The organism is Coleofasciculus sp. B1-GNL1-01 (assembly GCF_040220235.1).
In the GTDB taxonomy this organism is placed as follows: Bacteria; Cyanobacteriota; Cyanobacteriia; order Cyanobacteriales; family Coleofasciculaceae; genus Coleofasciculus.
Genome location: NZ_JAVJTO010000026.1, coordinates 55,332 through 68,874 on the forward strand (window position 1 = coordinate 55,332; position 13,543 = coordinate 68,874).

Annotated in this window: 11 protein-coding genes and 2 pseudogenes; 5 read left to right on the plus strand and 8 right to left on the minus strand. The window is 46.5% G+C overall.

Annotated elements, in window-relative coordinates; all coding sequences use genetic code 11:
* Positions 1–90 precede the first annotated feature (90 nt).
* Entirely contained in the window at positions 91–1,494 is a 1,404-nt protein-coding gene (locus RID53_RS06070) for a (Fe-S)-binding protein (protein WP_446387264.1), read from the plus strand.
* Between the two features lie 360 nt (positions 1,495–1,854).
* Here RID53_RS06070 and RID53_RS06075 read toward each other — a convergent pair whose 3' ends face one another.
* Positions 1,855–2,595, minus strand: coding sequence for a DUF429 domain-containing protein (locus RID53_RS06075; protein WP_446387265.1), 741 nt, complete (start codon positions 2,593–2,595; stop codon positions 1,855–1,857).
* A 344-nt stretch (positions 2,596–2,939) separates the two neighbouring features.
* Between RID53_RS06075 and RID53_RS06080 the strand changes: the two genes are divergently transcribed.
* Positions 2,940–3,851, plus strand: coding sequence for a ribonuclease D (locus RID53_RS06080; RefSeq protein WP_446387266.1), 912 nt, complete (start codon positions 2,940–2,942; stop codon positions 3,849–3,851).
* Between the two features lie 118 nt (positions 3,852–3,969).
* Here the strand turns inward: RID53_RS06080 and RID53_RS06085 are convergent, their stop codons facing one another.
* Both RID53_RS06085 and RID53_RS06090 read right to left on the minus strand, forming a co-directional pair.
* Complete coding sequence (locus tag RID53_RS06085; RefSeq protein ID WP_446387267.1) at positions 3,970–4,188, minus strand: hypothetical protein; 219 nt, start codon at positions 4,186–4,188, stop codon at positions 3,970–3,972.
* 564 nt (positions 4,189–4,752) lie between these two features.
* The gene (locus tag RID53_RS06090; protein WP_446387268.1) at positions 4,753–5,460 is read right to left on the minus strand and encodes a lysophospholipid acyltransferase family protein; all 708 of its coding nucleotides are present in this window, start codon (positions 5,458–5,460) and stop codon (positions 4,753–4,755) included.
* 478 nt (positions 5,461–5,938) lie between these two features.
* Between RID53_RS06090 and gorA the strand changes: the two genes are divergently transcribed.
* Together gorA and RID53_RS06100 are read left to right on the plus strand one after the other, a co-directional pair.
* The gene (gene gorA / locus RID53_RS06095) at positions 5,939–7,285 is read left to right on the plus strand and encodes a glutathione-disulfide reductase (protein WP_446387269.1); all 1,347 of its coding nucleotides are present in this window, start codon (positions 5,939–5,941) and stop codon (positions 7,283–7,285) included.
* A 123-nt stretch (positions 7,286–7,408) separates the two neighbouring features.
* A complete protein-coding gene (locus RID53_RS06100; RefSeq protein ID WP_446387270.1) occupies positions 7,409–8,848 on the plus strand; it encodes a phosphoglucomutase/phosphomannomutase family protein in 1,440 nt (479 codons plus the stop codon).
* Positions 8,849–8,863: 15 nt separating this feature from the next.
* On the opposite strand, the gene RID53_RS06105 is transcribed toward RID53_RS06100, so the two are convergent.
* Together RID53_RS06105 and cas2 are read right to left on the minus strand one after the other, a co-directional pair.
* Positions 8,864–9,082 carry a hypothetical protein gene (locus RID53_RS06105; RefSeq protein ID WP_446387271.1) on the minus strand — a complete coding sequence of 73 codons (219 nt, stop codon included), beginning with the start codon at positions 9,080–9,082 and terminating at the stop codon, positions 8,864–8,866.
* Between the two features lie 431 nt (positions 9,083–9,513).
* Positions 9,514–9,731: pseudogene (gene cas2, locus RID53_RS06110) on the minus strand (CRISPR-associated endonuclease Cas2); the annotation flags it as partial.
* Here cas2 and RID53_RS06115 point away from each other — a divergent pair.
* A complete protein-coding gene (locus RID53_RS06115; protein WP_446387272.1) occupies positions 9,729–9,956 on the plus strand; it encodes a LapA family protein in 228 nt (75 codons plus the stop codon). The pseudogene cas2 and the gene RID53_RS06115 sit on opposite strands and share 3 nt — an antisense overlap.
* 728 nt (positions 9,957–10,684) lie before the next feature.
* On the opposite strand, the gene RID53_RS06120 is transcribed toward RID53_RS06115, so the two are convergent.
* The 3 genes and pseudogenes from RID53_RS06120 to RID53_RS06130 all read right to left on the minus strand — a co-directional run.
* Entirely contained in the window at positions 10,685–12,091 is a 1,407-nt protein-coding gene (locus tag RID53_RS06120; protein WP_446387273.1) for an amidase, read from the minus strand.
* Between the two features lie 158 nt (positions 12,092–12,249).
* Positions 12,250–13,191, minus strand: coding sequence for a lysophospholipid acyltransferase family protein (locus RID53_RS06125; RefSeq protein ID WP_446387274.1), 942 nt, complete (start codon positions 13,189–13,191; stop codon positions 12,250–12,252).
* Between the two features lie 223 nt (positions 13,192–13,414).
* Positions 13,415–13,543, minus strand: a pseudogene (locus RID53_RS06130) (IS630 family transposase); the annotation flags it as partial.

A 13,543-nucleotide genomic window follows, 5' to 3' on the forward strand; every position in this document is an offset into this window, starting at 1 on the left:
TGCTCCTGAATGTGATTAAACCCGCCCCGACTAAACCCCTAAAGTCTCACAATTTATTTATTTCTGCACATCTACCTCAAATAAAGCAATATGCAAACGGATTTTAAATTTCCCACACCCGATTCAGTCAAAGAAAGCGCAGCAACAGCCCCCTTAGAAACGGAACAAAAGGATTCTCAATCCCCTGGCTTTGATGCCAAAAATCCTCCCAAACAAGACTTAATCGATACTTGTGTTCACTGCGGATTTTGCCTCGCCACCTGTCCCAGTTACCGAGTGATTGGCAAGGAAATGGATTCGCCTAGGGGACGGATTTACTTGATGGATGCGATTAACAAAGGTGAAGCCCCATTAGCTGAGGCGACAACACAACATTTTGATTCCTGTTTAGGCTGTTTGGCTTGTGTGACCACCTGTCCTTCTGGCGTACAGTATGACAAGTTAATTTCAGCCACACGTCATCAGGTTGAACGAAATCAGCCTCGGAGTTTAGCGGATCGAATTGTTAGGGCGTTAATATTTAATTTGTTTCCTTATCCGGGACGCCTGCGCCCCTTTCTTGCGCCACTTTATCTGTATCAAAAATTAGGATTACAAAAGCTGGTTCGGTCTACAGGATTATTAAAGCAAATAGTCCCCCGTTTAGCGGCAATGGATTCAATTTTACCGCAAATTACCTTACAGTCCTTTCAGGATAACTTCCCCGATGTGATTCCGGCGCAAGGGGAAAAGCGGTATCGAGTGGGTGTGATTTTGGGATGTGTACAGCGGCTATTTTTCTCCCCCGTTAATGAAGCCACAGTGCGAGTATTAACGGCGAATGGCTGTGAAGTGGTGATTCCCAAAAGTCAAGGGTGTTGTGCTGCATTACCCGAACATCAGGGACAAACAGAACAAGCCCAAGCCTTGGCGCGACAGATGATTGATAGTTTTGAGGGAACGGATGTTGATTATGTGATTATTAATGCCGCAGGCTGTGGTCATACGTTAAAGGAATATGGGCATATTTTAGACGATGATCCAGTGTATCGCCAGAAGGCGCAAGACTTTGCGGCAAAGGTGAGAGACGTGCAGCAGTTTTTGGCTGAGGTAGGATTGACGGCGGAGTTGTCACCATTAACCGATAAACCTTTGACCATGGTGTATCAAGATGCTTGTCATCTGTTACATGGACAAAAGATTTCCGTACAACCGCGTCAACTATTACGAAAGATTCCGGGAGTAACATTACGCGAACCCATCGATGCAGCCCTGTGTTGTGGGAGTGCGGGGGTTTATAATATGCTGCAACCGGAAATAGCGGATGAGTTGGGACAGCAAAAGGTTGAGAATTTGTTGAATACGGGGGCGGAGTTAATTGCGTCATCGAATCCGGGGTGTTCTCTGCAAATTAAGAAGCATTTAAACTTGCAGGAGAAAGAGATATCCTTGATGCATCCGATGGAGTTGTTGGATTATTCGATTCGGGGGGAAAAATTGGCGATTGGGGATTAAGGAATTGATGTAGGGGCGCACCGACGTGCGCCCTTTCATATCGACGTGCGCCCTTTCATATCGACGTGCGCCCTTGAATATCCTGTGTCCGGCAAATCACCCCTAATAAAAAATGTCGCGCCCAGCCTCTTATACCTGAAGGGGTGACGGGTGTAGGTTTTTTATTTAAGGGTGGAGACAAGACAAGGACGACAAGGAAGGAAAGAAGACAAGGGGGAAAAACTGTACAGAATTCGGTTCGGTCAAACTAACTGTAAAAAGCCGAAACGCCCTATTTTTCGTTAAAACTCTTCCTTGTCTTACCTAAACCCCAATCTTAAAAAACCTACCCTTGTGAGTTGGGGGAGAGGGGGTTGTGGCTTAAGTTGACACGACAGGTGCAGGGACAATAATATAACCCGTGCTAACCTCACCCAATACCCAATTTCGCTCAATTCCCCAATACCACCAGTAAGCCGCAATATAGGCACAGATTAAACTATCCAGTTTATCTTCTAGTTCCTTCAGCGTCGCCCCCGTAAATCGTTCCGAAAAATTACCATTTAAACCATCAATCCCATCAAATTTTGGTTCTAAACTCGGCAATACCTCCCGAATTAAATAATAAAGTTTTAATAATTCCCCTTGACGCTCTGCCAGTTTTCCTTTTTTATATTTCAGAATCCGATTTAATCCAAACAAATGCACGATGGCGGGATGGGGAAAAACCTCGATTTGATAGCGTCCCAGGGTTTTTGGCGTTATCTGGGGGGCGTGAATAAACCCTCGTGCTTCCAGACTCAAACCAAACTCTATTGTACGTTGAGCAAAAGGGCGTTGGCGATTGGCGGGATAACAACCCGCGTGGTAATGGTGAAAATACCGATGGCTGAGTTTATCCGGGAGGCGCATTCCCGTAACATTGGGAATCAGCGTGGGGGCGTCTACAGCGATGATGGCGGGTTCAGTGGCGGCTGTCCAATCATCAATCCAATTCAGGATATCAGCGGTAGTTTGTTTGCGGTTTAATTCTAATAGCTGAAGCTGTCCATCTGACCAATTGAGGCAACATAAACCACTCGCGCCCGACGTCCAACCGAGATCAATTCCGATAAATTTCATAAGATAAAGAATAAGCTGTTCGCCATTTAAACCTTAATGTCAATAATGGTGAAATTCTTGTAGTGCGTTTAGCGAAGCCATGCCGCAGGCTTTGCATCTTGCTCGCTACTAATACCCCATTTAAATGCATGACAGCTTAAGGAAACAAGCCTCAGCATCTTTCCGAGATTATTCACTCGGCTTCCCTTTGTTCAGACTCCTCCCACTTTCATCCGCTTAGCGTGTAGGATAAGACACAGCAGGTTCTCAAACGGTGTAATAACGAGACATAAGATCAACAAATTCCACTCTTGTTTGGCTATATTACATCAAGTCGGAAAATACTTTACCTGCTCAATTGACTCATGCCATACCTTACGCAAGCCCAAGATATTGAACGCGCGATCGCAAGCTACACTCAAGCCTCTATCCTATGGTTAGATACGGAAGTCGCTGACTATAAAACCGATACGCCGCAACTATCGTTAATTCAAGTCTTGGCGGATGGGAAAGACCTCACGGCTGAGTCTGTCTCGATTCTCGATGTGTTATACCAGCCGGAACTCGCTGATGAGTTTATTGCTAAAGTAATGTACAATCCGGCGATTGAGAAAGTTTTTCACAACGCCAGCTATGACCGGAAATTTTTGGGTAAACGTAAGGCAAAAAATGTCACCTGTACCCTGGAACTGGCAAAAACCATTCCCTACTATCGCCTCCCGGTCTCCAATTATCAACTGAAAACCTTAACTGAATATTTTGGGATATGTCTCCAGGTTGATAAAACCGAACAAACAGGCGACTGGAGGAAACGCCCTCTCTCCCCCCGCCAACTGGATTACGCGGCTAAGGATGTTGTCTATGTGGCTCACCTTCACCGTCATTTATTAGACCTCGCTCAACCTGACCCCGCCACTGAGGATATTGAAGCCCTAACCCTACGATATCGGCAAATCGAGCATCGCTGGAAGCAACTGGATACGGAAATTCAGCAAATTAAGGAACGGCTAAAAGCGGCGATGCAATCGCAAAACGTCAAAAAAGTCAATGGATTTCGCTTATCCAGTCAAAATCGCACCAGTAAAAAAGTTGCGTTTCATCAATTAGCAGACGTGACAAAAAAGCTAGGGATTGAGTTAGATATATCAGTACAATTGACGAAATCTCTACAACAAAAGTTAGGGGAGGTAATGGAAGAATTGCCTGTAGAAGAAGAGAATAAAACGACTTGGCGACTCTCGATTACTGAGCCAGAGGAGGAGGATTTGCCGTTTTGACGGGGAGTGAAACTGTTGACTGTTACCGGTTCCCTGTGACACACAGATCGTGTTACCGATCGTGTTACTGAGCGAAGCGTTCGACGGCTCGATACCATCTACACTCATGCAGCAAGCCCTAAATAACCTTAATCAAGCCGTGACGTACTCCATAAATTAAACGGGTAATTGCATCTTCAGCCTCAGGACTCAATGTATCTTCTAACGGTGCCGTCATTAAGTCATACCACTGCGAGAAGGTAATTTGTCCAGTTTGCATGGTTTGGGCAAACACTAGGGCTAAATGAGATGAGCTGCGGTTAACGTCCCGTCGTTGTATTTTTTCTGTAAGTATCATAAATTTACCAAATTCTAAAAATATTCTTAAGCCACACCAAGATTTTAATCAAAATCTTAGATTTTGTCTGTAAAAATAGACGATAAACCCTGAGTTTTTAAGTAAAGATTTGTAACAACAACGAAAATTCATCGCTACTGTTACGGCTTTATGTTCCAACACAAAAGCGATCGCGCCCAACCTCTTATACTATCATTGACCACCCTTGCTAACCTGACTTGACTGGGGCTAAAAACGATGACCATCGAATTCATACGCCATTTTTATCGGGCGACTGATCCGGGGAAGCCTCTGTTTGCTCAAGATCCATTAGTTTACGCTAAATTCTGGTCGCCCTAATTTTCTCTCATCACGGCGGAATTAGCCCTGCTGAAAAAGGGAGACCAGATGTTGCTTCGCTTTTTGTTCTATGGGAGGAGATTGGGAGAGGAGATCTGAGGTGAGGTCAGGCGGGTTTTGTTGTGCATTTATTGGTAAATAGCTGACGTTAGTTCCTAAACCCGCCCCTACATTAGTTTCTAAACCCGCCCCTACAATCGATGCCAATCTCCAATCACGAAATCATCAATCTCCAATATCCTGAAGCGCCTGTCGCAAATCATCCCTAATCTCTTCAGCACATCCTTTAACAGGTTTATGACAGTAATCTGCCACCGATAAAGGCGAACCAATATGAATATCAACATCGCATCCCTGGTGCGGTACAGGTTGACTGTAATGAATCCGAATCGGCACAATTTTAATTCCTAAACCCGGTTGATCCGTTTCTGCATGGAGCGCAATCCGAGCCAATCCTGGTTCTAAGGGTTGGATTTCTTCCGTCCGAAAAATATTGCCTTCAGGGAAAATAACCAGAACTTTTCCCTTCTCCAATAACTCAATTCCGTGACGCAGACTGGAAATTCCCGGATGTTTAGGATCAACGGGAAATCCGCCTAAACGACGAATAAACCACCCTTGCACGCCTTTCATTTCATCAACCGACACCATAAACTGCAAATCCCGTCCGGTAATATCTCGACCAGCGGCATAAGCTAACATCAGCGCATCCCAGCGAGACCGATGGGTGGGTGCAAAGATAACTGGACTATCCTTGGGTAAATTCTCCCGTCCCTTGACCTCAATCTTGCCAAAGTAAAAAGGCAAAACTAGGTGACGCCCTAGGGGATAGACTAGGCGCACTAACCAGGGGGAAACATGAGAGGTAGTTGCCTCTTCCTTAGTATGGGTGGAATGGTCTTGAGTTTTGTCGGGGGATTTAGTCTGGCTCATTGTGGCAATTGGTGATGTGCAAGCCAAAAATTTTCATTACAGCTTTACCTTAGGTGTTATGACCTAGACTATCCTCTGCCTAAAGGTTGATGACGTTAGTTCGTAGTTCGTAGTTCGTAGTAAGGGCTTTAGCCTTGATCAAAGGAAGCAGCGCCAGAGAACGAGGAAGGCATAAATAAAGGTGGGTTGTGTTGATATCACTATATCGGTGAGCCAGGGCGGGTTTTGTGGTTCATTTACTGATGGCTATCTTAATTTAGCGCCTAAACCCGCCCCTACAATCGACTGGACTAGGGCGGGTTTTGTGGTTCATTTATTGGTGGCTATCTTAATTTAGCGCCTAAACCCGCCCCTACATTAGTTTCTAAACCCGCCCCTACAATCGACTATAATTGCCCAAAAATCTGCCTGTTGAATGGTGCAAGACTTACTTCACCTATGCAACCTTCAAATCAGGTACAGATACTCAAACAACAATATGTCTTATAATTACGAACTCCTAATCATTGGCGCAGGATCTGGCGGTCTAGCGGCGGCGAAACGAGCCGCCGCTTACGATATCAGTGTTGCTGTGGTGGAAAAAGAATCCCTGGGTGGTACTTGTGTCAATCGCGGCTGCATTCCCAAAAAATTAATGGTTTATGCGGCTGATTTTGCTTTGCAAGATCAACTCGCCACCAGCTATGGCTGGAGTGAATGTCAACGGCAGATCAATTGGTCACAATTTCTCAGCAAAGTCCACCACCATATCGATAAACTGAATCAATCCTATCGGCAAACTCTGGAAGAAGCGGGAATCGACCTGATTCGCGGTCAAGCCAAATTTGTGGATGCTCATACGATAACTGTAAGCGATCGCCAAATTACTGCCAATAAAATTATTATTGCTGTGGGTGGACATCCCATTGTCCCAAACATCCCTGGCAAAGAGCATGGGATTACCTCCCGCGAAATGTTTCACCTGCAAGACTTGCCCAAGCGACTGGCAATTATTGGCGGCGGCTATATTGGTGTAGAATTTGCCAGTATGATGGATGCCCTGGGATCTGAGGTCACGCTGATGGAGGTCGAAGAGTCAATCTTACCCGGCTTTGATCACGATATCCGTATGTCTGTGCAAAAGGGCTTAAGTCAACGGGGAATTCGGATTCTGACTCAAACGACAGCCAAAGAAATTAGCCAAGGAAGCGATGGAATCCAACTCAGCTTATCTGGGGACTATCAGGAAACCCTGAACGCCGATACCGTCTTAATTGCCACCAGTCGCGCCCCCAATACGAAAAATTTGGGTTTGGAAAACACGGAGGTTAACGTCAGTGAAAAAGGCGTCATTGAGGTGGATGAGTACAGCCGCACGACGCAGGATACTATTTTTGCCATTGGCGATTGCACCAATCGTATCCCCCTAACCCCCGTCGCCATCGCTGAAGGTCAAGCTGTTGTAGATACGGCGATTGGCAACCAGCCCCAGTCTGTAAATTACGACGATGTTCCCTCTGCGGTGTTTACCCGCCCAGAAGCGGCGACTGTGGGAATGACACAAAGCAAGGCGCTTCAAAAATTTGGTGACTCCGTGCGCTGCTACCGCACTGAATTTAAACCGATGCTTTACAGCCTGAGTGAACAAGACGAAAAAGCGATGATTAAATTAATCGCTGAGGGAGAAAACCAACGCATCGTGGGCGCTCAGATGGTGGGTGAACATGCGGCGGATATTATGCAAACTCTCGCCGTGGCGATTCGCCAGGGTATCAACAAGCAAGAGCTAGATGCGACGATTTGTATCCATCCCACGATTGGAGAAGAGGTTCTCACGCTGGATTAATGGGGAAGCCAATCCTATTTTCAGCAAATTGTATTCAGGCACACATTGGTACACTCAGACAAATTACAAATGACAAGACTCGTCCCCCTATAATTGAGGAAAATCAAGAGCAAAGTAGCCCAAATGAGTGCAACAAATAGCGCTAAAAAAATAAAATTCGGTACCGATGGCTGGCGGGGAATCATCGCTGATGATTTTACCTTCGCCAATGTCTGTAAGGTAACTCGTGCGATCGCGAATTATCTGGATACAGCCTACGGCAAAGACCGCACCGTCTTGGTAGCTTACGATACCCGCTTTCTGGCTGATGAGTTTGCCCGCACTGCTGCTGAGGTTTTGGCAGACTTGGGCTGGACGGTGAAAATTGTCAACCGGGATTGTCCGACGCCAGTGATTGCCTATCAAGCACGTCAACTCAACTCAGCCGGAGCGCTGATGTTTACAGCATCCCACAATCCCGCTGCCTATTGCGGGATTAAATATATTCCGGATTATGCAGGTCCTGCTACCCCGGAAATTACGGATACGATTGTTTCCAATATTGCTGGGGCAGATGATTCACTGCCTAGTGGTAAGTCGGGTGATAAAATTTCTACCTTTGATCCGAAACCGGATTATTTACAGTTTATTTACACGCTACTAGACGTAGAGCGGATTCGGCGGGCGCAACTCAACGTAAAATACGATGCCCTCTATTCCACCTCTCGCGGTTATCTGGATGATGTCCTAGAAAACTGCGGCTGTCAGACTGAAGCTTTTAACACCACCCGTGATGTCTTATTTGGTGGCGGAATGCCCGAACCCAAAGGCGAGTATCTGGTAGGGTTAAGAGAAGCCGTGACGCGAGATAATGCGGATTTAGGTCTAGCCACTGATGGAGATAGCGATCGCTTTGGTATCGTAGATGAACAGGGTAATGTACTAACCCCCAATACTGTGCTATTGTTACTGGCACGTCACCTGATTAAAAACAAAGGTAAAAAAGGTGCGATCGTCCGTACCGTTGCCACAACTCACCTATTGGATAACTTTGCCGTAAAACATGGTCTAGAAACTTACGAGACAGCCGTCGGTTTCAAATACATTGGTCAGAAAATGCGGGAAACCGAGGTGCTGATTGGCGGTGAAGAATCCGGGGGATTGAGCATTATTGGGCATATTCCTGAAAAAGATGGTATTTTAGCCAATATGCTGGTGGCTGAAGCCATTGCCTATGAAGGTAAACCCCTAAGTCAGTTAGTCGAAGAAGCGATTAAAGAAGCGGATGGTCCGGTTTACAACCAGCGTCTAGACTTGCATTTGAACGAGGATCACAAAGCTGCTGTTCTAGACACTTGTACCAAAAATCCCCCTAAAGAAGTGGCTGGAATTAAGGTTAAAGAAGTGGGGCGCAAAGACGGGATTAAACTCTATTTATCCGAAGGAAGTTGGGTGTTACTACGTCCCTCCGGTACAGAACCGCTGATGCGGGTGTATATGGAAGCGGATTCTCCTGAAAAGCAAAATCAAATTGCTGAGGCGATGAAGCAGATGATTCAGCAGATGGAACCAGCAACGGTGTAGCTAAGGCTTGCTGAATCAGGGTTGTAGAGACGTTGCATGCAACGTCTCTACACAGCAAGAGGAGGCGATTGAAATCGCTGCTACACAAACAAAGTCCGCCTGCGCGGACTGGATTACAGAAGATTTCAACACTGAAATGTAAAGCAAGAATCTGAAATTAAGTTGTTTCAATCCCTGATAGGGATTATAGAGGATTTCGACCAGACCATCGCCAGTTTCTTCGGCGGATGCCATGTTTCAATCCCTGATAGGGATTATAGAGGATTTCGACTTCGCCATGAACGGCAATACCTGATATATATTAGTCAGGTTTCAATCCCTGATAGGGATTATAGAGGATTTCGACCCAACTGATTAGGATTATCAGGGAATCGCCGAGGTTTCAATCCCTGATAGGGATTATAGAGGATTTCGACTGCCGACCTCTGAAACGCTTGCTGTATATAGTTTTCAAGGTTCAGTTCCGAGAGACTCTCTTTAATATACCATTTCAGACTTCGGCAGACAAGAAGCATCTAAAAAAAACATCCAGAATCCAGTACCAGTAAGCGTTTCACGATTTCCGAGACCCTCATTTTTCTGCTAGTGTACTCAAAGCCAGAACCAATAAGGGATACAGCCGCAAAATCACCACAGCCTTTGAAAACACCTACCCCTTCTCGGATTTAAGCCCAAAAAATCGAATCATCCCGAATAACTTCACCACCGATGCGCTCAACCTTCCATTGACAACACCCCCAGAGGCAGTAAAACCGAATGCTATCCTGGTCTAGCTTAATAACTTTGCCCAGATGCGATCGCCACTCAGCATACTGGATATCGTCAAACTGCACTCATATACACTATACTGCATCCACTGCCCTGAAGACTTGAGCGTGAGATGAAAGCCTTAACTAATCTACTCACATCTGTGATTGTTGCTGCTTGGATTGCGGCAATTGCCATCCTATCGGTACAAAATGCCACACTTGTCTCTCTTAGATTTCTCAATGTTGAATCCATTAAACTCCCTGTGGGAGTTGTTTTAGCGTTTAGTGTGGGAATAGGCGTGATTGCTGGGGCAATTATTCCGTGGGTATGGCAGATAGAAGGCAGAAAGCGATTATAAGTAGGTGGACATAATTAACGTGAACGGTGAAGATAGTCATTCGTCATTTGTCATTTGTCATTTGTAAGGGTTTGAGGTTTGTTTACAAAACTTAGTACAGTGCTGTTTTCTTTTTAGGTAATCTGTAGGGGCGGGTTTAGGGACAATTGTAGGGGCGGGTTTAGGGACAATTGTAGGGGCGGGTTTAGGGACAATTGTAGGGGCGGGTTTAGGGAATAAATTCAGATATTCACCAATAACGGAACAACAAAACCCGCCCTATCTCACCAATAACGGAACAACAAAACCCGCCCTCCCCACCGATAACGGAACAACAAAACTCGCCCTCCTCACCGATAACGGAACAACAAAACCCGCCCTCCTTACCGATAAATTAACAACTCAAAATCAACAACTTGCACCCGCCCATTCCTCCACCGCCAGACAATCAATTAATCCCAAACCGAACAACAAAAATCAGCAGATTCCCAACCGCGATCGCATATAGCACTACGCACACACGTTAGGACAAAAGAAGAAAAATTCAAATCGCTCAATCCATTAATTAGTCAGTGCTTTTCTTCACTATTGCCCATTGCCTATTGCCCATTGCCTAGTGATAGGGTGAGGCAGGGCGGGTTTTGTAGAAAGGTGATTGGTGACTTCATTAATTTTGTCCCTAAACCCGCCCCTACATGGGAAATTGGAATAACCAACGATAGTATGGGCATTTCAAGCTTTATAATTCATTACACCACCAACGCTGGACGCTGGTGAATCCCCGGATTTGTTGCTTCTAACCGAGTAGCCAAGGCAATCAGCGTGGCTTCAGCCGCAGGGCGTCCCACAAGCTGAACTCCCACAGGTAAACCCCTTGAATCAAATCCCGTCGGAAGTGCGATCGCGGGTAGTCCACTGGCATTAAATGGAGGACAAGGTGCAACCCAACGAATAATATTTTGCAACGTTTCCTCTGGACTCAAATCCGCCCATTCCCCTACCCGAATCGTTGGGTGCATATAAACCGGAAGCACCAGCACCTGAAAATTCTCAAAAAACCCGACAATCTGTCGCGATATAATCTGCATTTGGGCAACAGCTTGCAAATACTCCCCAGCCGAACCGGATTGGGCGGCAATCCACTGGTTCATCGGACTCAACGCCGCCACAGGAATTCCTGTCGCCGTTACCCCGGCTTGCCACACCTTTTGAAAAGGTTCAATTAAAGCACTAAAATCAGGACAACCCGGTTCCACCTGATGTCCCATCTCTTCCAAGCGTCGCGCCGTTTCATGCACCGCCTGCTGACAAACCTCTGCCGCATCCCCTAGAGGGGGTATCGCTGTAGAAAAAGCAATTCGCAATTGACCCAGCGGTTGACGAGTGGCTTCCAGAAACGATACCTCTGGTTCCGGTAACCAATAGGGATCACCGGGAATATAGCCAGACATCACATCCAGCAACGCCGCCGCATCCGCAACCGTGCGGGCTAAAGAACCATTAGCGGCAATTCCATTTTGGCGATCGCCTACCGGGGCAAACGAGACTCGACCCCGTGCAGGTTTAATCCCCACCACGCCGCAGCAGGAGGCAGGTCCACGCACTGAACCGCCCCCATCAGACCCCTGGGCGATCGGGCATAATCCAGCAGCGACAGCCGCAGCAGACCCCCCACTTGATCCGCCTGGGGTGTATTCTAAATTCCAGGGATTACGGGCGGGAGGAAATCCTGGGGGTTCGGTATAGGGTAGAGAACCGACTTCTGAGGTAGCGGTTTTGCCTAAAATGACGAATCCAGCTTGTTTAATTCGGGCGACGACGCCATCATCGTAGGGCGCTATTTTATCTTTGAGAATGGGTGTGCCGTAGCTACAGGGTAAATTCTGGACAGCGGTGAGGTCTTTTATAGCAATGGGTACGCCAAAAAAAGGGGGCAGTTCAGCACTATCTCTTATCTGCGTCAACTGTTCAGTCTTGGCTTTAGCATCCGCTAGCGCCAGATCAGTGGCGACACTAAAATAACTACCCAATTGAGGATTAAACTGTTGAATGCGGGCTAAATACAGTTCGACTAATTCTAAGGGAGATACTTGACCTTGGCGAATTAATTGCGCTTGGTCTATGGCGGGTGTGAAGGCTAAATCAGTGTTAGTCATTTGTCATTTGTCCTTAGTCATTTGTCATACTCGCTTCCCTTGAGAAGCAAGCTACGTCCTTTGTTGAAGACGGCTTGCTGTCTGTCGAGGTAGGTTTAGCGGGTGTAGGGTGCGTTAGCAAAGCGTAACGCACCATTTCAAACGGTAATAGTGAAACCCTATAACAATAGGCAATTGAGCCAATGACGCAGGGGTTTAGGTTGGTTGGGTTCTTGATAATTATTGGGTAAGAGTTTAATCAGCGCCTCTTCTAACGTTTCCATCGCCTTTTGGACTTCCTTCGGTTTGGGGCGTTGGGATTGAGGAAAGTGCAAGGGTTCGCCAAATCGCAGGGTTAATCGCTTGCGAAAATAAAGGTCATGAGTGCCGATCAAGGCTACGGGTACAATGGGGACGCCCGCCCGCAACGCATACATAATCCCACCTCGCGCTAAGGGTAATTGTAATTCACCTTCAACCTCACCCAGTCTCCCCTCTGGAAAGATTAAAACGCCATCCCCACGGGCAAAAATTGCCTGCACCACCCGTTCTATCTGTCGCATTGTACCCAATCCGGCGTTGCTGGGTACATCCTCTTCAATGGCGGCGGCTAAGTCAGCTAAATCCTCGCGCCCTGCTTGGGCGGCTTCAATAACCGCTTTTTCTTCTTTCCAGCGCCGTTCTAGGGGAATGACACCCCCCGCCCAACCCAAAATCCAGCGTTTCCACCAATGATTATAGAGAGTACGAGCATCAGCCGGGGTGTAGTAGTAGGGATGTCCGGGGACTTCGGCGAGAATCAGTAATGGATCAATGTGATTGAGATGGTTGGCGGTGAGTAATGCAGGTTGAGTGGGGATATATTCCGGGTTTTCGATTCGCACCGGGAACAGCAGATGAATGAACGATCGCAGAATGAAACGCCTTACCCTTCCCCTGACTCGCTGATCTGACTCCCCATTTGCGATCGCATTCAGATTATTTCTAGCATTTTCGACAGCATCACGCACTCTGCGATCGCGGGCTGCACTTAATCCTTCTTTCACCCGTTGAATCATTGCAGGTGTCAGGGGTGGCGATTGGGTTTGTTGGGTTTGCTGATTCTCTACGGAGGAACTCATAGGCGATTAGGGAAACAGGGAACACCGAGGTAGCTGTGAGAGACTTCATCATTCATCTTTGATAACGTCTTTCCTCGATAGGAGATGCAATAGCCCAGTTTTTCGTTTGTCACCATCTCCACTGCGTTGCTTTGGTTACAGAATCCTGAATGGCTTGGATTTGCAACGGTTCAACTCCCCACGGTAGCATAGACAGTTAAAAAACTGGCATACTATAGCAATCCTAAATAGATTGTGGCAAAATTCCGTACTGAAAAATTTTTGGGAACTCGAATATTTGACCATCAGCAAAAAACTTAAATAGCCACTTAACTATTTTAAAAGAGCTGCAAAGATGATAAAATTGTCTAAT

Excerpts from the sequence above, each read along its gene's own strand:
- RID53_RS06070 (WP_446387264.1), top strand. The coding sequence starts at position 91 with ATGCAAACGGATTTTAAATTTCCCACACCCGATTCAGTCAAAGAAAGC.
- RID53_RS06075 (WP_446387265.1), bottom strand. The coding sequence starts at position 2,595 with ATGAAATTTATCGGAATTGATCTCGGTTGGACGTCGGGCGCGAGTGGT.
- RID53_RS06080 (WP_446387266.1), top strand. The coding sequence starts at position 2,940 with ATGCCATACCTTACGCAAGCCCAAGATATTGAACGCGCGATCGCAAGC.
- RID53_RS06085 (WP_446387267.1), bottom strand. The coding sequence starts at position 4,188 with ATGATACTTACAGAAAAAATACAACGACGGGACGTTAACCGCAGCTCA.
- RID53_RS06090 (WP_446387268.1), bottom strand. The coding sequence starts at position 5,460 with ATGAGCCAGACTAAATCCCCCGACAAAACTCAAGACCATTCCACCCAT.
- gorA (WP_446387269.1), top strand. The coding sequence starts at position 5,939 with ATGTCTTATAATTACGAACTCCTAATCATTGGCGCAGGATCTGGCGGT.
- RID53_RS06100 (WP_446387270.1), top strand. The coding sequence starts at position 7,409 with ATGAGTGCAACAAATAGCGCTAAAAAAATAAAATTCGGTACCGATGGC.
- RID53_RS06105 (WP_446387271.1), bottom strand. The coding sequence starts at position 9,082 with ATGGCATCCGCCGAAGAAACTGGCGATGGTCTGGTCGAAATCCTCTAT.
- RID53_RS06115 (WP_446387272.1), top strand. The coding sequence starts at position 9,729 with ATGAAAGCCTTAACTAATCTACTCACATCTGTGATTGTTGCTGCTTGG.
- RID53_RS06120 (WP_446387273.1), bottom strand. The coding sequence starts at position 12,091 with ATGACTAACACTGATTTAGCCTTCACACCCGCCATAGACCAAGCGCAA.
- RID53_RS06125 (WP_446387274.1), bottom strand. The coding sequence starts at position 13,191 with ATGAGTTCCTCCGTAGAGAATCAGCAAACCCAACAAACCCAATCGCCA.